This is a genomic window from Kitasatospora sp. NPDC058965 (assembly GCF_042741245.1).
GTDB lineage: Bacteria > Actinomycetota > Actinomycetes > Streptomycetales > Streptomycetaceae > Kitasatospora.
On the sequence record NZ_JBHYKG010000160.1, the window covers coordinates 1 to 19,335 of the forward strand.

Annotated in this window: 14 protein-coding genes; 3 read left to right on the forward strand and 11 right to left on the reverse strand. The window is 75.8% G+C overall.

Annotated features, from left to right (window positions below):
* Positions 1-12: 12 nt before the first annotated feature.
* The 7 genes from ACFW1A_RS24385 to ACFW1A_RS24415 all read right to left on the reverse strand — a co-directional run bounded on the left by ACFW1A_RS24385 (position 13) and on the right by ACFW1A_RS24415 (position 8,222).
* Positions 13-1,026 carry an ABC transporter substrate-binding protein gene (locus ACFW1A_RS24385; RefSeq protein WP_380411589.1) on the reverse strand — a complete coding sequence of 338 codons (1,014 nt, stop codon included), beginning with the start codon at positions 1,024-1,026 and terminating at the stop codon, positions 13-15.
* Positions 1,027-1,300: 274 nt separating this feature from the next.
* Positions 1,301-2,350, reverse strand: a complete 1,050-nt coding sequence (locus ACFW1A_RS24390) for an ABC transporter permease (protein WP_380411592.1) — start codon at positions 2,348-2,350, stop codon at positions 1,301-1,303.
* Positions 2,347-3,156 carry an ATP-binding cassette domain-containing protein gene (locus tag ACFW1A_RS24395; protein WP_380411596.1) on the reverse strand — a complete coding sequence of 270 codons (810 nt, stop codon included), beginning with the start codon at positions 3,154-3,156 and terminating at the stop codon, positions 2,347-2,349. Before ACFW1A_RS24395 ends, ACFW1A_RS24390 begins: the two co-directional genes overlap by 4 nt.
* A 458-nt stretch (positions 3,157-3,614) precedes the next feature.
* Complete coding sequence (locus ACFW1A_RS24400) at positions 3,615-4,598, reverse strand: LacI family DNA-binding transcriptional regulator (protein ID WP_380411598.1); 984 nt, start codon at positions 4,596-4,598, stop codon at positions 3,615-3,617.
* A gap of 312 nt (positions 4,599-4,910) precedes the next feature.
* Positions 4,911-6,122 carry a mannose-6-phosphate isomerase, class I gene (manA, locus tag ACFW1A_RS24405; protein ID WP_380411601.1) on the reverse strand — a complete coding sequence of 404 codons (1,212 nt, stop codon included), beginning with the start codon at positions 6,120-6,122 and terminating at the stop codon, positions 4,911-4,913.
* Positions 6,123-6,312: 190 nt separating this feature from the next.
* Complete coding sequence (locus ACFW1A_RS24410) at positions 6,313-7,353, reverse strand: ROK family protein (RefSeq protein ID WP_380411603.1); 1,041 nt, start codon at positions 7,351-7,353, stop codon at positions 6,313-6,315.
* A gap of 461 nt (positions 7,354-7,814) precedes the next feature.
* Positions 7,815-8,222 carry an ArsR/SmtB family transcription factor gene (locus tag ACFW1A_RS24415; protein WP_380411606.1) on the reverse strand — a complete coding sequence of 136 codons (408 nt, stop codon included), beginning with the start codon at positions 8,220-8,222 and terminating at the stop codon, positions 7,815-7,817.
* A gap of 104 nt (positions 8,223-8,326) precedes the next feature.
* Here ACFW1A_RS24415 and ACFW1A_RS24420 point away from each other — a divergent pair, with 104 nt between their 5' ends.
* On the forward strand, positions 8,327-10,378 hold the full coding sequence (locus ACFW1A_RS24420; protein WP_380411609.1) for a heavy metal translocating P-type ATPase: 2,052 nt from the start codon (positions 8,327-8,329) through the stop codon (positions 10,376-10,378).
* A gap of 38 nt (positions 10,379-10,416) precedes the next feature.
* Here the strand turns inward: ACFW1A_RS24420 and ACFW1A_RS24425 are convergent, their stop codons facing one another.
* Positions 10,417-11,001: a GNAT family N-acetyltransferase gene (locus ACFW1A_RS24425; RefSeq protein WP_380411612.1), complete on the reverse strand. Its 585-nt coding sequence runs from the start codon at positions 10,999-11,001 to the stop codon at positions 10,417-10,419.
* A 229-nt stretch (positions 11,002-11,230) separates the two neighbouring features.
* A complete protein-coding gene (locus tag ACFW1A_RS24430) occupies positions 11,231-11,971 on the reverse strand; it encodes a hypothetical protein (RefSeq protein ID WP_380411615.1) in 741 nt (246 codons plus the stop codon).
* A gap of 163 nt (positions 11,972-12,134) precedes the next feature.
* Here ACFW1A_RS24430 and ACFW1A_RS24435 point away from each other — a divergent pair, with 163 nt between their 5' ends.
* Positions 12,135-13,064 carry a hypothetical protein gene (locus ACFW1A_RS24435; RefSeq protein ID WP_380411617.1) on the forward strand — a complete coding sequence of 310 codons (930 nt, stop codon included), beginning with the start codon at positions 12,135-12,137 and terminating at the stop codon, positions 13,062-13,064.
* A 23-nt stretch (positions 13,065-13,087) separates the two neighbouring features.
* On the opposite strand, the gene ACFW1A_RS24440 is transcribed toward ACFW1A_RS24435, so the two are convergent.
* Positions 13,088-13,276, reverse strand: a complete 189-nt coding sequence (locus ACFW1A_RS24440; protein ID WP_380411619.1) for a hypothetical protein — start codon at positions 13,274-13,276, stop codon at positions 13,088-13,090.
* A 314-nt stretch (positions 13,277-13,590) separates the two neighbouring features.
* Here ACFW1A_RS24440 and ACFW1A_RS24445 point away from each other — a divergent pair, with 314 nt between their 5' ends.
* Positions 13,591-14,829 carry a helix-turn-helix domain-containing protein gene (locus tag ACFW1A_RS24445; protein ID WP_380411621.1) on the forward strand — a complete coding sequence of 413 codons (1,239 nt, stop codon included), beginning with the start codon at positions 13,591-13,593 and terminating at the stop codon, positions 14,827-14,829.
* Between the two features lie 84 nt (positions 14,830-14,913).
* Here the strand turns inward: ACFW1A_RS24445 and ACFW1A_RS24450 are convergent, their stop codons facing one another.
* Positions 14,914-19,077: an NEW3 domain-containing protein gene (locus ACFW1A_RS24450; protein WP_380411624.1), complete on the reverse strand. Its 4,164-nt coding sequence runs from the start codon at positions 19,075-19,077 to the stop codon at positions 14,914-14,916.
* Between the last annotated feature and the right edge of the window lie 258 nt (positions 19,078-19,335).

Consider the following 19,335-nt stretch of genomic DNA (forward strand, 5'->3'; position numbering starts at 1 on the left):
CCGCCGGGCGCCTCAGCACCCGGCCTTGTAGAAGTACTTGCTGACGTTCGGGTCGGCCATGTTGTCCTTGGTGATGGCGACCATGGTGGTGCCGATCTCCTTCTCGACCGGCTTGCCCTCGAACGCGGCGGCGAGCTGGTCGACGCCCTGCACGCCGATCCCGGCCGGGTCCTGGGCGACCAGGACCTGAACGGTGCCGGCCTTGAGCGCGGCGACCTCGTCGGGCTCGGCGTCGAAGGCCGCGACCTTCACCGCCCCCTGCTTGCCCGCCTGCTGCAGCCCCGTGGCGATGCCCTGGCCGGTGTTGGTGTTGCCCGCGAAGACGCCGCCGAGGTCCGGGTGGGCGGCGAGCGTCGACTGGATCTGCGAGGCCGCGGTGGCGGGCAGGTCGTTGTCGTAGAGGGTGGGGAGCACCGTGATCCCGGGGTGCTTGGCCATCTCCTCGGTGAAGCCCTTGATCCGGGCGTCGGTGGTGGTGATGCCGGGCTTGACGCTGATCACGATGACCGAGCCCTTGTCGCCCATCTGCTGGGCCAACGCCTGGGCCGCGACCGCGCCGCCCTTCTCGTTGTCGGAGGAGATCCGGGTGATGCCCAGCGAGGAGTCGGAGACCGAGGTGTCGACCAGGCCGATCCTGGTGCCGGCGGACTGGATCTGCTGGAGCGAGGGGGTCAGGGCGTCCTTGTCGACCGGGGAGATCAACAGGCCGTCGGGGTGGGCGGCGGCGACCGAGTCGATCAGCGGGCGCTGGACCGAGACGTCCCACTGGGCCGAGCCGTTGGCGGTGAGGTCCATGCCCTTGGCCTTGGCCTCCTGCTGCGCCGCGCAGGTCATGGTGATGTAGAACGGGTCGCTCTTCACACCGGTGATCAGCGCGACCTTCTTGTGCGCCGCGCCGCCGCCGGCCGGGGCCGCCCCGGTCGAGGAACTGCCGGAGCCCGACGAGCCGCAGGCGGCGGAGCCGGCCAGGACGAGGACGGTGCCGGCGGCGACCAGCAGGCCGCGCTTGCTGCGAGGGGTGAACATGGGGGCGTCCTCCTTGCTGATGCGCGTCACCGCGCAGGGTGGGGTGGTCTCCGCCGGTCCGGTGGGCGCCGGGTCGACGGGCGCGCACCGGGGGGCGAACCGCGGTGCGGGCGGTGGCTGCTCGCGCGCACGGGTGGTGCGGCGCTGGCTCCTTGCGCGCGTGGCCGGTCCGGCGGCTGCCCGTGCGCGTGGTCGGTCGGGCGGCTCCTCGCGCCTGTGGCCGGTCGGGCGGCCGCGTGCGCGCGTGGCCGGTCGGTCAGTGGTCGGGCGGTGGTCAGCGGCGCTCGCGGGTGCTGCGGCGCATCTGGTCGACGAAGACGGCGGCGACCAGCACGATGCCGACCGCCACGTCCTGCCAGTACTGCTGGACGCCGATGACGATCAGACCGGTCGTCAGCACGGCCGGGATGAAGACGCCGATCACGGTGCCGAGCACCGAGCCGCGGCCGCCGAAGAGGCTGGTGCCGCCGAGCACCACGGCCGTGATCACCTTGAGGTTGTCGGTGGAGTGGCCGGCGATGGAGGTGGTGCCGTAGGACGCCAGCCACATCACCGCGCCGAGCCCGGCCAGCAGGCCCATCAACGCGTACACCTGGACCAGGTGCCGCCCCACGCCGATGCCCGCGCGCTGCGCGGCGGCCGGGTGCGAGCCGATCGCCAGGGTGTGGGTGCCGAACCGAGTGGCGCCCAGCACCAGTCCGAAGCCGACGGTGACCACGGCGGCGAGCACCACCAGCCACGGGACCCCGAACAGCTTCCCGAAGCCGAGGGTGCGCTGCAGGCCCGCCGCGGCGGCGCCCGCCGGGTCCTGCCCGCCGGTCACCAGCTCGGCCAGGCCCAGCGCCGTGCCCAGGCCGCCGAGCGTCACGATCAGCGGCGGCACCTTGCCGGTCGCGACCAGCGCACCCTGCAGCGCGCCCCAGGCGGTGCCGACGGCGAGCGCGATCAGCACGCAGACCGCCACCGTCCCCCAGCCGGCCCGGGCGCCGCCGTGGTGGATGTTGAACTCACCGGCGGCGACCGCGGCCAGGACCAGGACCGACCCGATCGACAGGTCGATGCCCGCGGTGATGACCACGAAGGTCATCCCGACGCCGAGCACCAGGTAGATCGCCGCGTTCACGGCGATCTGGGTGAGGTCGTAGGTGGTGAAGAACGTGCTCGGCGCGGCGATGCTGAAGAACGCGACCAGGCAGGCGAGGACGACGAAGGTCCACACCTCGCCGACCCCCGCGATCCGGCGCAGGTGCTGGGGCAGGCCGCGCCGCAGGGCCGGGTCCGGCGCACCGGTCGACTCCCGGGCCCGGCGGTCGGTGGCGGTCATCGCGTCTCCTCCGCGTCCCGTGCACCGGTCGAGCCCGTCGAGCCCGTCGGTCCCGTCGAGCCCGTCGAGCCCGTCATCGCGCCGACCAGCTGCTCGATGGTCGTGTCGGCGGCCGTCAGGGAGGCGACCCGCCGACCGAGCCGCAGGACTTCGACCCGGTCCGCGACCGCCAGCACCTCCGGCATGTTGTGGCTGATCAGCACGACGCAGATGCCCCGGTCGGCGACCGCGCGGACGGTCTCCAGCACGCGGGCGCGCTGCACCACGCCCAGCGCGGCCGTCGGTTCGTCCATGAAGATCACCTTGTTGGCGAACGCGACCGCCCTGGCCACCGCCACGGACTGCCGCTGACCGCCCGACAGGGTCGCGACCGGAGCCGTCACGTCCTTGAGCGTGACGCCGAGTTCGGCGAACGCCTCGACCGCCGCCCGGCGCATGGCCGGCCGGTCCAGCACCCCGAGCCGACCCAGCAGCCCGCCGCGCACGATCTCCCGGCCGAGGTGGAGGTTGGCCGCCGCGTCCAGGTCCGGTGCCAGCGACAGGTCCTGGTAGACGGTCTCCACGCCCTGGCGCCGGGCGTCCTGCGGACCGGCGAACCGGACCGGCGCGCCGTTCAGCAGGAGCTCGCCGTCGTCGGGGGCGAGCACCCCGGACAGGACGTTCACCAGGGTGGACTTGCCCGCGCCGTTGTCACCGATCAGCGCGACGACCTCGCCGGCGTACGCCGTGAAGTCAGCGCCCTGCAGCGCCTGCACGTGGCCGAAGTGCTTGACCACGCCGCGTGCTTCCAGCAGTGGTTCTGACACACCGTTCCTCCTTGCCTTCCTCGGCCGGCGGCCGCCCCGGCACCGGCGGCCCGTCGAGCGGGCCACGGGGAGGGCGCCGCCGTGCCCACTCCCCGGTGCGCGGCGGCACCACCGGCATCCCGGAGCGCCGCGGGCCGCTCCGGTGCCGTCTGCTCACGGATCGTCAGACAACGTTGTCGGGTGGGGGAATGAACTCACGCCGTCCCAGCACTGTCAAGGCTCCCAGCAGCGATGCGGCGCCAACGCCACGCTTTCTGCACGTCGGGGAGAAACACCCGCGCGGGAAGGGTCGGTCCGAGCCGCCGTCAGGGGCGGTGCACCACCTCGCCCGCCCCGGTGGACACAGCTGTTCCACCCGGACCGCCCGTCACACCTGCCAACGTTGTCACTGCACCAGCACGCAGCCCCGACCGGGCCGGCGGGTCGACCCGGCCCCTCACCCGCGGCGGGGCCGGCGCTCAGAGCGGGAGTTCGCCGGAGCCGCGCAGGATCAGCCGGGTCGGCAGCTGGATCCGCTGCGGGGCGGCCGTCTCGCCGCGCATCCGGCGGAACAGGAGCTCGGCGGCCGTGCGCCCCATTCCGATCGGATCCTGGGCGACCACCGTCACCGGCACCGGGAGCAGATCGGCCAGCTCGAAGTCGTCGAACCCGACCAGCGCCGGCCGGTGCGGCAGCGGGGCCAACTCGCGCAGCACGGTGACCGTGGTGCGGTTGTTGCCGCACATGAGCGCGGTGACCGGTGCCTCCCCCGCGAGCATCCGGTGGAGCGCCAGCCGGATGCCCACCGGATCGGGCTTGGCCATGGACACCCAGGACTCGTCGACCGCGCACCCGGCCCCGGCCATGGCCTGCCGGTAGCCGGCCAGCCGCTGGGCCGCGGTGAAGATGTCCGGGGAGTCGCCGAGGTAGCCGATCCGGCGGTGTCCCTGCCGCAGCAGGTGGCCGACGCCGTCGACCGTTCCGCCGACGTTGTCGGTGAGCACGGTGTCCACCGCCAGGCCGGCGAACGGCCGGTCGACGCTGACCACGGCCGTCCCGGCCGCCAGCTCCGGTTCGAGGTAGCCGTGGTCGGCCGCGGTCGGCACGACGATCAGACCGTCCACCCGCCGGGCGCAGAAGTCGGTGGCCAGCTCCTGCTCGCGCAGCGGGTCCGCGGCGGACGACCCGGTCAGCACCAGGGAGCCGTGCGCCCTGGCCACGTCCTGCACGGCTCGGCTGAGCTGCGCGTAGAAGGGGTCGGAGACGTCCTCCAGGACCAGGCCCACGCAGCTGGTCCGGTTGCCCTGGCGGAGCAGCCGGGCACCGTCGTTGCGCCGGAAGCCGAGCTCCGCGATGGCGGCACGGACCCGGGTGGCGGTCTCCTCGCTGACGCCCGGCTCCCCGTTCACCACCCGCGAGACGGTCTTGAAGCCCACGCCGGCGACGGCCGCGACGTCCTTCATGGTCGGCCGCGTCGGCCCCTCGGACGTGTGCTGCGCCGCCCTGCCTGGCATACCGGACCGACCTCCCCGAGTCCTGCGACCGCGGGCGCGGCACGGGACGGGTTGAGACAACGTTGCCGGGCAGTCTACCTCCAGGTTTGGCCGCTCCGAGCACCGGGCTCGGCCACTCCGAGCACTGGGTTCGGCCGCCCCGAGCACCGGCCGGACGGGCTCCGCGGCGCCGCCGCCCCGGGCCCCGGGCGGCAGGGCCGCCGCCTCGGGCCCCGGGCGGCAGGGCCGCCGCCTCGGGCCGCCGACGGCACGGCCGCTCCGTCAGACCTCCGACGGCACCGTGGCGCGGAAGACGGTGGCCCCGGCGCCGGCGGCGGTGAGGAGCGTCCCCGCTCCGGTGGCGGGGAGGTACGCGGACTGCCCGCGCGCCAGGGTGAGCGGGGCGCCGCCCGGACCGGTGAGCACCGCCTCCCCCTCGGTGCACAGCAGGATCTGGGGCGCGTCGCCCCCCACCCGGTGCACCTGCCCGCCGCCGCCCAGGCGGTGGCGGGACAGCCGGAACTCGCCGACCGGCGCCGGGTACAGCTCCTCGCCACCGTCCCCGGGCACCGGGTCCAGGACCGCCGGCTCGGTGGCCCGGAAGTCGACGACGCGCAGGAGCTCGGGCACGTCCACGTGCTTGGGGGTCAGTCCGCAGCGCAGCACGTTGTCCGAGTTGGCCATGATCTCGACGCCGAGGCCGCGCAGGTAGGCGTGCGGGACCCCGGACCCGAGGTAGAGCGCCTGCCCGGGCCGCAGTCGGACGTGGTGCAGCAGCAGGACGGCGAGGATGCCCGGGTCACCGGGGAACGCGTCGGCCGCCAGGGCGTAGGCGGCGCAGGCCTGCCGGTACGGGCCCGGCGTCGCCGCGGCCGTCACCAGCGCCTCGGTCACCGCACCGATGGTCGCGGCGAGTTGCCCGCGGTCGGTGGTCAGGATCTCGGCGAGCACGGTGCGCAGGGCGTCCGGCCCGGTGCGCAGGGTCGCGGCCCAGGGCGCGAGGGCCGGCACGGCGAGGGCATCGAGCAGGTCGGCGGTGCCGGCCGGCTCCCGGAAGCCGCAGAACCCGTCGAACTCGCCGAGCGCGCAGAGCAGCTCGGGCTTGTGGTTGGCATCGCGGTAGTTGCGCTGCGGCGCGTCGACCGGGACCCCGCGCGCCTCCTCGTCGGCGAACCCCGCCCTGGCCTGCGCCAACGACGGGTGGACCTGCACGGAGAGCGGCTGATCGGCCGCCAGCACCTTGAGCAGGAAAGGCAGTTCGGCACCGAACCGGGCCACGGTGGCGGGCCCGAGCTCGGCCTGCGGGTCGGCCGCGATCACCTCGGCCAACGACCGTGCGCCGCGGCCGCGGTCGAGCCGCGACGGCGCGCCCGGGTGTGCGCCCAGCCAGAGTTCGGCCTGCGGTTCGCCGGTGGCGGGGACCCCGAGCAGGGCGGGGATGGCGGTGGGCGAACCCCAGGCGTAGGGGCGGACGGTGTTGACCAGGCGGTCCATCCGGGTCCTCCTTCTTCGCGTCTCTCGTGGCACGCCGGGGTCGGCGCGGGTGGGGCCGGCCCGCCCCGGTCGGGGCGTGCGGGGCGGGCCGGCGGTCGGGGGTGCTGCGGTCGAGGTGCTGCGGCCCTGGGGGCCGGGTGGTGCACGGGCGCTGGGGTGCAGGCGGCCAGGACACCGCCGCGCCCGGTGCTCAGTGGGCCGCCCCCCCCGTCGCGTGGGCGGCGGCCCGCTCCAGGCCCAACAGGTCCACGGCCGCAGCGGCGGCGCCCACCAGGCCGGCGTCGTCGCCGAGCTCGGCGGGCCTGACCTCGATCCCCCGGGCGAACGGCAGCGTCGCGTACTCGCCGAGCGCGGCCCGCACCAGGCCGAGGAGCAACTCCCCGGACCGGGCCACACCGCCGCCGATCACCACCACGTCGATCTCGACCAGGGTGGCGGTCGCCGCGATGCCGGCCGCGAGCGCCCGGGCCGCCCGCTCGAACACGGAGAGCGCGACCGGGTCCCCCGCCCGGGCCGCCCGGGCCACGGCCGCCGCCGACGCGTCGTCACCGGTCGGCCGCCAGCCCGCCGCGCGGGCCCGCCGGGCGATCGCGGTCCCACTGGCCGTCAGTTCCACGCAGCCGCGGCTCCCGCACGGGCAGGGGTCGCCGTCCATGTCGACGCTGATGTGGCCGATGTGCCCGGCGTTGCCGGTCGTGCCGAGGTGCACCTCCCCGCCCAGCACCAGGCCGCCGCCGACCCCGGTCGAGACCACCATCCCCAGCGCGCTGTCGAAGCCCCGGGCCGCGCCGCGCCAGTGCTCGGCGGCGGTCATCGCGACACCGTCCCCGAGCAGCGTGACGGGCAGTCCGCGCACCGCCGGGTGCTGCCGGACCCGTGCCACCAGCGGGAAGTCGCGCCACCCCGGGATGTTCACCGGGCTGACCGAGCCGGCCACGGCATCCACCGGGCCCGCGCTGGCGATCCCGACGGAGCGCACCCGCTCCCACCCCGGTGCCGCGGCCAGCTCCGCGAGGACCTCGCCGACGGCGGCCAGCACGCTCTCGCCGGACTCGGCGGCCGGCGTGGGCCGCTGGGCCCGCGCGGTGATGGTGCCCGTCGGGTCCGCCAGCGCTCCGGCGATCTTGGTGCCGCCGATGTCGAGGGCGGCCACCAGGCAGTGCGGGTCGGCCGCACCGGTGCCGGTCGGCACCTGGTCCGCCCCGGCCCGTCCGGTGTGCTGCGTCTGCATCCGTTCACTCGCTCTCTGCTCCGCCGGCCGACCGCGTGGTGCCGGTCGCCCGTGGTGGTGCTGTCAACTCGGCTGTTCCGCCCCGTTGTCGGGCTCGCCCGCGGCTCGGCCGGCAGGCCCGGACCGCCCGGCGGGCGGAGCCCTTCGCCGACCGGGCCGGCGCCGTGAGCTCCGTGGCCGCGGCCGTCCCGTCCCGTTCGGCGAGCCACAGCATAGACAACGTTGTCTAACCTGCCAAGGAGGACCCGGGCGCGCCGAGGCGGCCACCCCCGGAGCGCCGAGCAGCGGGTGCTCCCCCAGGAGCCGCAGCTGGCGCAGCACTGCCCGGGCGTCGCACGAGGGGGCCGCGCGAGAACGCGACGGGCCCACGGCTACCGGCACGGCGCGCGAAGTCGACAACGTTGTCCGGCCGGACGAAGAGTCCGGGCCTTACCGCACCCGCCCCACTCCCTGGCGACCGGTCAGGACCCGGCGCCGACCGCCGCCTCGTCGGCGAGCTCGTCGTCCACCGCATCGGCGGCGTCGCTGAGGCCGAGCCGCAGGTGCTCGATGTGGTAGACGGCCTGGTCGAGGAGTTCGGCGACGTGGTTGTCGTACAGCGAGTAGACCACCGAGCGCCCCTTGCGAGTGCCGACCACCAGGCCCAGGTTGCGCAGCAGGCGCAGCTGGTGGGAGCAGGAGGACTGCTCCATCCCGACCTCGGCGGCCAGTTCGGTGGCGGCGCAGGAGCCCTCGCGCAGGCGCGACAGGATCAGCAGGCGGGACGGCGTGGCCAGGGCCTGGAGGGTGTTGGCCACCCGGGCGGCGCTGGTGGCGTCCAGCCGCGTGTGCGGGACGGCGTTCTTCGCGGGAGCGGCTCCATGACCCATGCGCCAATACTACAACCCATGCATGAAGGACTGTTCATATGTTCCTGTATTGTTGATTGGGTCGTCCCTCCTGCCCGTGACCTGTACGAAGGGTCCTGCCTGCCATGTCCTCCACCGCCACCGTGCTCGAACGTCCGGCTCCCGAAGCGGTCGCTCCCGCGGGAACCGCCCCCCGGCGGCGCACCCGGGTCTTCGCCCTGCCGGAGGCGCGCTGGGCCGCCGCCGCCACGGTGCTCTTCCTGCTCGCGCTGCCACTGCAGCTGACCGGCGCGCCGGCCTGGGCCTGGGTCCCGCTGTACGGGCTCGCGTACGCGACCGGCGGGTGGGAGCCGGCCCGGGCCGGCCTGCAGGCGCTGCGCGAGAAGACCCTCGACGTGGACCTGCTGATGATCGTCGCAGCGCTCGGGGCGGCCGCCGTGGGCCAGCTGACGGACGGTGCGCTGCTGATCGTCATCTTCGCCACCTCCGGCGCCCTGGAGGCGGTCGCCACCGCGCGCACCGCCGACTCGGTGCGCGGCCTGCTCGACCTGGCCCCCGCCACCGCGACCCGACTGCTGGGGCCGGAGGCCGGGGGCCGCTCCGAGGAGACCGTGCCCACGGGGCAGCTCGCGGTGGGCGACACCATCCTGGTCCGGCCCGGCGAGCGGATCGGCGCCGACGGCCGGGTCCTGGACGGGGCGAGCGAAGTGGACCAGGCCACCATCACGGGCGAGCCGCTGCCGGCCGCCAAGGGGATCGGTGACGAGGTGTTCGCCGGGACCCTGAACGGCACCGGCGCACTGCGGGTCCGGGTCGAGCGTGACCCGTCCGACTCGGTGATCGCCCGGATCGTCAAGATGGTCGAGGAGGCGTCCGGGACCAAGGCGCCGACGCAGCTGTTCATCGAGAAGGTCGAGCAGCGGTACTCGATCGGCATGGTCGTCGCCACGCTGGCCGTGTTCGCCGTCCCGCTGGCGTTCGGCGCCGCGTTCACCGGCTCACTGCTGCGCGCGATGACCTTCATGATCGTCGCCTCCCCGTGCGCCGTGGTGCTGGCCACCATGCCGCCGCTGCTCTCCGCGATCGCCAACTCGGGCCGCCACGGCGTGCTGGTGAAGTCCGCCGTGGTCATGGAGCGGCTCGGCCAGGTCGACTCCGTCGCGCTGGACAAGACCGGCACCCTCACCGAGGGCACGCCGCGGCTCACCGACGTCCGCCCGCTGCCCGGGTCCGGCCTGGCCGACGCGGAGCTGCTCGCGCTGGCCGCCGCGGCCGAGCACCCGAGCGAGCACCCGCTCGCCCGCGCCGTGGTGGCCGCCGCCCGCACCCGGGGGCTGGCCCTCGCCACGGCCGAGGAGTTCGCCTCCACGCCCGGTGTCGGGGTGACCGCCACCGTCGCCGCGCGGGTCGTCGCGGTCGGCGCCCCGGGCCGGCTGCCGCTCGCGACCGAGGCCGTCGCCACCACCACCGCCGGCGCCACCGCCACCGCAGGGGCTGCAGGTGCCGCGGAGGCGGCGGCCGCCGTCGCCGCCGAGTTGGAGCAGGACGGCCGCACCGCAGTGGTCGTCCGGGCCGACGGCGTCCCGGTCGGCGTGCTCGGCATCGCGGACCGGCTGCGCCCGGACGCCGCCGCCACCGTCACCGCCCTCACCGCGCTGACCGGCACCACCCCGGTCCTGCTCACCGGCGACAACCCGCGCGCCGCGGCCCGCCTGGCCGCCGAGGTCGGCATCACCGACGTCCGGGCCGGCCTGCTCCCCCAGGACAAGGTCACCGCCGTCAAGGAACAGGAGGCGGCCGGGCGGAGGGTGCTGGTCGTGGGCGACGGCGTCAACGACGCCCCGGCCCTGGCCGCCGCCCACACCGGCCTCGCGATGGGCCGCGCCGGTTCGGACCTCGCCCTGGAGACCGCGGACGCGGTCGTCGTGCGCGACGAACTCGCCACCGTCCCCGCCGTGGTCTCCCTCTCCCGGCGCGCCCGCGGCCTCGTGGTGCAGAACCTGGTGATCGCCTCGGCCTTCATCACGGTGCTGGTGGTCTGGGACCTGGTCGCCACCCTCCCGCTGCCGCTGGGCGTGCTCGGCCACGAGGGCTCCACCGTCATCGTCGGCCTCAACGGCCTGCGCCTGCTGCGCGAGAGCGCCTGGACCAGGGCCCGCGCGGCGGGGCACCGATAGGGCGGCGCGGGCGGCGGGCGGACCGGCCGGCCGCCGGGTCAGGATTCCCGGACCCGGGCGTGCAGGTGCATGTCGTGCCGCCCGTCGTCGTGGACCGCGGCACCCCGCATGGTGCCCTCCAGCAGGAAGCCGCACTTCTCGGCCACCCGGCAGGACGCCGGGTTGCGCGTCGAATGGTCCAACTGCAGCCGGTGGAAGCCGATCCGGTCCAGCGCCCAGGCCGAGAGGGCGTTCACGGCACCGGTCGCCACGCCGGCACCGCGGGCGGGCGGGAGGACCCAGTAGCCGACACCGCCGACGCCGTCGTCCAGGTTCCAGCTCTTGGTGGCGATCCGGCCGAGCACCTCGCCGTCGGTCCGGGAGACGGCCCAGTGCGCGCCGCGCTCCCGGTCCCAGTCCTCGCGGTAGCCGTCGAACCAGCTCAGGACCTCGGCCTCGGTGCGGGGGCGACGCGTGTGCCAGCGGCGGAGCTCGTCGTCCTGGTAGGCCGACAGGAACACGCGGGCGTCCGTCGGTTCCCACGGGCGCAGCACCAGGCCGCCGGCGGCGGTCAGCACAGGCTGCGGAGAGCCGGAGACCGCCCCCGAGGGGATCGTCGGCGGCGTCGACAGGGCGCGGGTCATGGATCATGATCTCCCGGAGCCGGCCGCGCAGGTCAACTCCGCGGTTGCACCGTGGCCGCACGAAGTCCTCCGGGCTTGGCAGGTGCACGTGATCTTTCCAGAAGCATCACAGGTCACGCCTGTTGCGCGAGCGAAGATGCTGCCTACGCTCCTGCTCGCGACGGCACTCGCCGCCGCCCGCGATGTCACTGGCTCCGGTGACGCGGCCTCATCGGAAAGATCGCATGGACTACTGCAAGCTCTGCCGACGCCACCTCAACGGCGCGCTGTCCTGCCCCGGTTGCGGTGCCAGCGCTGCCCCGGTGGCCGCCGCGCCGCTGACCGTGCCCCAGTACCGGCCCCCGTTCCAGCCCCAGGCCCCGTCCCACGAGCACCTGCCTGTCGGGATGCCGCTGGAACCCCTGGCCGCGGAGCCGGATGCGGAGCCGTGGCAACCCGAGCAGACACCGCAGGAACCGCGGGTGCGCCAGGCCGAGCAGCCACCCACGAACGCTCCGGCGTCGCCGGGTCGGGCTGCCGACCGACGGCGCGGCAGGCGGACCGGATCGGGGCGGCGGCGCGGCGCACTGGTGCTGTCCGTGGTCGGCCTGATGGCCGGGGGCGGTGTGGGCGTGGTGGCGATGACCTCGGGGCACTCGGACGACGCCACGGCGCCGGTCTCCGCCCCTGACGCGGGGTCACCGGGGGCGACGGCCGGGACGAGCGGGAGTGACACCCCCGTGCCGGTCGTCGGGCTGCCGACGGCCGGAGCGCAGCGGACCGGCAGTGCCCGCCCGAGCGCCTCCCCCTCGGCGTCCGGCTCGGCGAGCGCGTCCGCGAGCGCCGGGGCGGCATCGAGCCCGGCCGCGCAGCCCTCGGCGACGACGCCCGCGCCGAGCGGCACCGCCACCCGCCCGGGCACCACCCCGCCCTCGCCGGCCCCGCCCTCGCCGACGTCGAGGCCGACGCCCGCACCGTCACCGACGGCCACCTGCAAGCCGATCCTCTTCTGGTGCAGCTGAGCCCCCGTCGGCCGACACATCAGGCACGTCCGATCTTTGCAGCAGTCTCACCGGTCGAGTCCGTCTTCTCCACAGTCTGATCAATAGGCTCCGTGGGCACCCTCACCCGCGCGCCCGTTACGGAAAGATCGCATGGACACCCCACCCTCCGAACCCGCCGCCGCGGGCTCGCCCACCCCCACTCCCACCCCCGCCGACGTCACCGCCGACGCCGAGTCCGTGGCGGGCGCCGCCGCACCCGGGACGCAGCACCCGGAGCCGGCCGCACAGGAGCAGGCCGCGCAGGAGCCGGGCATACCCGAGGCCGCCGCGATCACCCCCGACGCACCGGCGACCGCACCCGACGCGCGCGCAGCTGACGCGCCCGCACCCGCGCCCGGGGCCGCGCCGGATGCCGAGCCCGAGCCCGCCACGGCAATACCCACCACGCCGGTCCCCGACCTGCCCCTCGCCCCGCCGTCGGCTCCCCCCGCACCACAGCCCCCCGCGGAGCCCCCGGTTGCCCACCTCGCCACCGCCGCACCGCAGCCCCCCGCCGAGCCGCCCGCCCCCGCCGAAGCCCCGCTGCCCGCCGAACCGCTGGTGGGCGGGTTCCGCGGCGAGTTCGACGACGCCCCGGCCCGGCCCGCGCGCCCCCGGGTGAAGGCGTGGCAGGTCGTGCTCGGTGTCGCCGCCGTGGGCATCGCCGTCGCCGGCGTCAGCGCGGTGGCCCTGCAGTCCGGCAGCTCGGACGGCGTCGTCGCGCCGGCCGCCTCCCCCTCGGCCGGCCAGGCCACCCCGACGGACGGTGCCGCCCCCGGAGCCGACTCCCCGTCACCGGGCGCGTCGGCGACCAAGCACCCCTCACCCGGCGCCGCCGCCTCGGCGAGCCGCACCGCGGAGCACTCCGCCCCGGCCACCCCGTCGAGCCATCCGACGAACAGCGCACCCGCGCCCGGCCGCACCGAATCCCACAGCCCCGCCCCCACCCCCTCGGCGGACCCGACCTCCACCCACCCCGGCCCGACCCCGAGCGCCTCACCCACCTGTCTGCAGATCCTGCTCTGGTGCACCCACAAGTAGGCCGCCCGGCGGAGGCACCCGGTTCACGCCGCCTCCCCGGACTCGCCCTGCTCGCGCTCCCGGACGCACCGGGGGCAGCGGCAGGGCGGGTCGGTGTCGGCGGGGCTGGTGTAGGGCTCGTCGACGTGGAGGGTGCTCCGACCGAGATCGGTGCGTGCTCCGTCGGCTGCGATGCGGTAGACGTGCAGCGTCATGCGGCTCTGGCTGTTCACGGGTCATCACCTCGCCGGCGGGCGGCGTCAGGTGTCCATGCCTCCGCATCGAGCGGCCCGACCGGCGCGGCAGCGGCGGCGGGGGCACCGGGGGGAGGCATGGACAGCACTCGGTAGCATGCTGACACCGTACGGTGACGGTGCGTCAGCGACGGGGACAGGTTGTCCCCCTCTCCCGGCGCGTACCCCTCGTGACGGCCCGGAAAGGGTGTTGCCGGGTCCGGCCGCCGCCTTACCGTGGTGGAACCGCCGTCCCGGGCGGGCACCCCGCCGCGGGTGCCGGCCGGTGCGGCGCCCGGCCGAGGGAGAGGCACATGTCCGAGCTGCCCGAAGAGCTGTCCACCGGCGAGCGCGTCCGGGTCCTGCGCGAGCGGCGCGGCATGACGCGCCCGGTGCTGGCCGGACTGGTCGGCCGCAGCACGGACTGGCTGAAGAAGATCGAGAGCGGCGAGCGGCCGCTCTCCTCGCACACCATGCTGGTCAAGCTCGCGCTGGTGCTGCACGTGACCGACCTCTCGGTGCTCACCGGACCGGCGGAGGCCGCGCAGCCGGTCACCACCAACCGGCTGTTCCACCCGGCGTCAGGCGCCGTCTGGGCGGCGCTGCTCGAACGGGGCACCCGGCGGGCGACCGCCCTCCCGCCCGGTACGACCGCCGCCGGCTACCCGGCCGAGGTCGACGCGGCGTGGAAGGTCTGGCACGCGAGCGCGAACAACCGGACCGACGTCGGCCGGCTGGTACCGGACCTGATCCGCCACGGCGAGGTGCTGGCGGCCGCCTCGGCGGACGGCGAGCGGCGGACGGTGCTGGTGGCGCTCGCGAGCGCGTACCGGCTGGCCCAGCAGGTCATCGCGTACATCGGGCCGGCGGAGGCCGTCTGGATGCTGGGCGACCGGGCGGTGGCGGCCGCCGCCGAGGCGGACGACCCGGCGGCGATGGGCGCGGCCGCCTGGAACCTGGCCAACACCCTGCGCGCGGTCGGCGAGTACGAGGGCGCGATCCAGCTGGTCACGACCGCGGCCGAGCACCTGCGGCCGCACCTCGCCTCGGGTCCGGAGCACTGGCGCGGCCTCTACGGCGCGCTCCACCTGCACGCCTCGATCACCGAGGCCAAGGACGGCCGGGACGGCTCGGCCTGGCACCACTGGGACACGGCGGACCAGGTGGCGAAGTCGCTCCCCGCCGGGTACGCCGAGCTGTCGACGGTGTTCGGCCGCGCCAACGTCGACCTGCACGCCGTCACCATCGCGACCGAGCTGCGCAGTTCGCGCAAGGCGCTGACGCTCGCGGACGAGATCGACCCCGACGCGATCCCCTCGATGGAACGCCGGACCCGCCTGTGGGTGGACGCCGCCCGGGCCCACCTCGACCGCGGGGACCGGACCGCCGCGCTGCACGTCATGGGGATCGCCGTCCGGACCAGCCCCGAGACGGTCCGGTTCACCCCGCCGGCCCGGGCGGTCGCCGCCGAACTGTGGCGGAAGGCGCCCCGGGCGATGCGCCAGGAGACGCTGGAGCTGGCCGAGACGGTCGGCATCCTCACCGGCGGCTGATCCGGGCCGCCGCGCCGCGAGCGGTGAACCGGTGCAGCGGTGCAGCGGTGCAGCGGTGCAGCGGTGCAGCGGTGCAGCGGCCGATCACTCCCCCACCAGCAGCGCCACCGTCGGTGCGTACTGGCAGCGGCCGAACCACATCACCTTGACCACCGTCCACGAGGTCCACCCGACTTCCGCCGCCCGGGGCACCGTCACCGGGAACGCCACCGTGCGCCGCTCCCCCGGTGCCAGCGCGAACCCGCGCACCGGGTCGGCGAGCAGTTCCCAGCTGCCCCAGGGCGAGACGGCCTGCAGCTCGCCGCGGACCGCGTCCCGGGTGAGGTTGGTCAGCACCACCTCCACCGCACCGCGGCCGCCCGCGGCCATCCGCACCGTCTCCTGCACCACCTCCACGGCCACCCCCGCGGCCGCGCCGCCGAGCACCACCGTGGCGACGTCCTCGACCAGTTGGCCGTCCCACGCGGTGCGTGCCGCCACGAAGTACACCCCCGGCGCCGCGCCGTCCGGCGGCCGCACCGTGACCGGGAACCGCAGGTGCCCGTCCGGCGCCAACCGGAACGGGCGGTCGCGGACCGACAGCTGCCACCCCTGCGGGGCCACCAGCTCGACCGCGCCCTCCACCACCGCGTCCCGCAGCTGCGAGGCGAGGACCACCGACAGCTCGCCGGCCCCGTCCCGCAGCAGGCCGGGGGTGATGCCGATCGACACCGGCAGGTAGCCGAGCGGCGCCGGCCCCCGGTTGTGCAGCCAGTACCGGGCGAACACCGGCTGCGCCCGCTCCCGTTCGGCGCCCAGCACCGGCCCGCCCGGTGCGGCGCCGCCGCCCGGCACCGCCCCACCCCGCACGGCTCCGCCCGGCACGGCTCCGCCCGGGACCGCGAGCACGGTCGCCACCCGGGCACCCGTCAGCGCCAGCTCGTCGGCCGGTTCGCCGGGCCGCTCCAGCAGGTCGCCCCAGTGCCGCTCGCCGAGCGCCAGCGCGCCGCCCAGCACGGCCGTGCGCCCCAGCCCGGTGGACTCGACCAGCCGCAGCGCGACGCCGCGGGCCGGGTCGGCCACCGCCGCGGAGCCGGCGGCGATCGGGTTGCCGGCCGGCTTGAGCGCGCCGAGCCGCACCTCGCGGGCGGGCTCGACCCGCAGCCAGCAGAGCTCGGCCGGCAGCCGGCCGTCCTGCCCGGCCAGCAGCCGCGGCAGCAGCGGATGGCTGAACTCCTGCCCCTGCGAGGGCAGTCGAAGGTCCCGCCAGTCGCCCGCGCCGGACACCAGCGCGTAGTCGAACTCGTGCGTCCAGTGCTGCAGTTGGAAGGACGATCCGTCAGGGGCGGTGCGCCGCGGCGGGTCGATCCACCCGGCCGACGGCCAGCCGGTGCAGGAGCGCAGCAGCGACAGGTGCAGCGCGCCGGTCGCGTCCACGGCGAACCCGGGCAGCCCGAAGGTGAGCAGCGCCGCGGTGTGGTCGGTCAGCTGCTCGCCGGCCGGCGGCCGGCCGGGGCAGCAGGCCTCGATCCGGGCGTCCGCGAGATCGGCCGCCAGCGCCGCGGGGTCGTCGACCACCAGGGCGGGCAGGGCCCGCAGGTCGCGCAGGTCGGCGCCGGGCTGCCAGACCTCGGCGAGCGCCTTCTCGGCCGGCACCCAGACCCGGCCGTGCGCGGCCAGCACCTCGGCGTACTCCCGCCCGGCCCGCTCGAACAGCTCGCGGGTGGCGGGGTTGCGCTCCGGACCGCCGATCAGCACCCGGAAGTCGGGCAGGTTGGAGTCCACCTCCAGCCAGCCGTACCGCGACCAGTCGGCCGCCGCCGTGGTCGCGGTGACCCCGACCCGGCCCAGCGCCACCAGCAGCTCGCGGGCCTCGGCGGCGGTGTCCAGGGTCGGGACCACCACCTCGGCCACGCCCAGCGCGCGCTCGCCGAGCGCCGAGCCGTCCGGGTCGGTGAGGCGGACCCGGGCGGTGGCGCCGAGCCCGAACCAGCCGTTGGCGGGGTTGTCCAGGGTCCAGGGCGCTTCGGCCACGTCCACGTCGGGCAGGGCGAAGCCGCGCCCGATCACCGCCTCGGCCACCTCGCTGACCGGCAGCGTGCCGGGCAGGTCGAGCGGGAAGCGCAGCCGCAGCAGGCGGTCGACGCCGGCGCGGTCCAGCACCCGGGTCCGGCAGTCGATCCGGGCGGCGCCCCGCCACAGCGTCACGGTCTGGTGGTAGGCCAGCCCGTCCACCTCGCCGGCGATCACCAGTCGCTCGCCCAGTGGGCCGGTCTCCCGCCGCACCTCGGCCGCCCGCTCCCGGGAGCCGGTCACCGGGCCCGACGGCACCAGGTGCCACGGTCCCTCGCCGAAGTCGGGGTGCTGCGGGTACTCCTGGTGCAGCCTCAGTTCGTTGCCCAGCTGCCCGGTCCGGATCAGCTCGCGGTCGTGCCGCAGGTCCCGGATCGAGCTCAGGTGCCCGCCGCGGGCCGGGTCCGCCGTCACCCGGTACCGCTCGCTGGCCGCGGTCAGCCCCGCCGCCGGCCGCCAGAGCGGCTCGCCCGCCCCGTCCGCCGCCACCAGCCGCCAGGTCCGCCAGCCCAGCGCCGGCACCCGGTCGGCCAGGAAGTGCAGCACCCCGTGCTCCACCGCGCAGGGCACCGGTGCGCCGGTGTCGTCGAGCACCCGGACGGCGCCCGCGCCGTCGGGCAGCTCCAGCCGCACCGGCCCCGAGCGGTCGAACGAGAGCGTGTTGGCGACCACCACCGCCCGCCCGGCGCCCCGGGTGTCGATCCGGCCGGTCAGCGCGTCCAGCGCGGTGTCGCGCACCTCGGCGGCCAGGTCGTGCGCCTCCCGCCACCCGCCGAGCAGGTCCAGGTAGACCTGGTCCGACTCGGACCCGGTGATCGCGTCGTGGTGGGCGCCGTAGGCGAGGTGGCGCCAGACCTTGTCCAGGGCGGCCTGCGGGTACCGGCCCAGGCCCTGCAGGGCGGCCAGGGTGGCCAGCTTCTCGGCGTCCAGGGCCGCCGCCTCGCCGGCCCGCTGGGCCTGCTTGGTGTCGATGTAGGAGACGTCCTTGCCGGTGTAGACCGGGTTCATGTCCCGGGTCTGCGGGCTCGGTCGGCGCCCGGTGGCGGCCAGTTCGGCGCGCACCGCGGCCAGGAAGTCGCGCGGGGTGGCGCAGACGAACCGCGGCCATACGTACTTGGCGGCCCAGGAGCGGTGGATCGCGGTCACCCAGCGGTTCGGCGGGGTGAAGTCGGTGCCGACCGGGAGCAGCAGGTTCCGGGTCGCGCCGACCGGCTTGAGCTTGCGGTAGAGGGCGTGGACCGCCGCCTCGGCGGCGGCGAGGTCGGGTGCGGCGTCCATCCACCAGCCGGCCGAGTAGTGGTGCGGCATGTAGTGGGTGAGCACGCCGTGGCCCGAGGGGGCCAGCCACTCGAACTCGCTCGGGAACTGCATCACCCGGGCGTCGTCCTTGGCCTCCCGGAAGTTCTTCTGGATCGGACCCCACTGGTGGAACGGGCCGCGGGCCCAGGCGCTGGCGGTGAGCCCGGCGTCGGCCAGGTAGCCGGGGAACTGCGGGTCGTGGCCGAAGACGTCCAGCTGCCAGGCGGTCTGCGGGTCGCCGCCGAGGATCTCGCGCTGGTAGCCGATGCCGAGCACCAGGTTGCGGATCGTGGTCTCGGCACCGGTCAGGTTGGTGCTCGGCTCGTTGTAGCTGCCGCCGACCAGTTCGACCCGGCCCTCGGCCAGCAGTCGGCGCAGGTCGGCGCGCCGTTCGGGGTGCTGGTCGAAGAAGGGCTTGAGGTAGTCGACCTCGGCCAGCACGAAGGCGTAGTCCGGGTCGCGCAGCGCGAGGTCGAGGTGGGCCTCGACCAGCGCGAAGCCGTTGTGCTCCCAGGGCTTCCGGGTGCTGTCCTCGTCGCCGAGCAGCTCCCGGGGCGCGGTGTAGGCGGCCTGGGTGTTCCACCAGACGGGGTCGTAGTGGAAGTGCGGGACCATGAACACCGTCCAGCCGGGCTCGGCGACGGTGACCACGGCGCTCGCGCGCGCCGGGCCGGCGGTCACGGTGACCGGCAGCTCGGTGCCGGGTGCGGCACCGGCCGGCAGTTCCAGCGGGACCTCGACCGGTCCGGTGCCGGTGGCGGTGCCCCGGACCCCGGGGCCGTGCACGGTGACCGGCCCGGCGGGTCCGGTCACGGTGACCCGCAGCACCTGGCGCGGGGCGGCGGCACTGCCGACGAACAGGTCGGTGCACTCGACGGCGGTGATGGCGACCGGCACGGGTCGCTCCTCTCTGCTGGTCCGTCGGATCTGTCGGTCCGTCAGGGCGCCCGGCTGTCGACCCGTCAGGGCCGGCCCGCGGTTCGGCCGGCCGGTCGGCGCCCACCGCCCAGGATGCCGGCGGCCACGTCGCCCGGGACACTAAAGCGATTTAGCGGGCGGGTCAATGCCTCGCGCACCAGCACGCCCGGTTGACGTTGCGTCAGACCTGTGCCACGCCCGCTGCCGCGCCGCCCGGTCGGGCGGGCGGCGCACCGG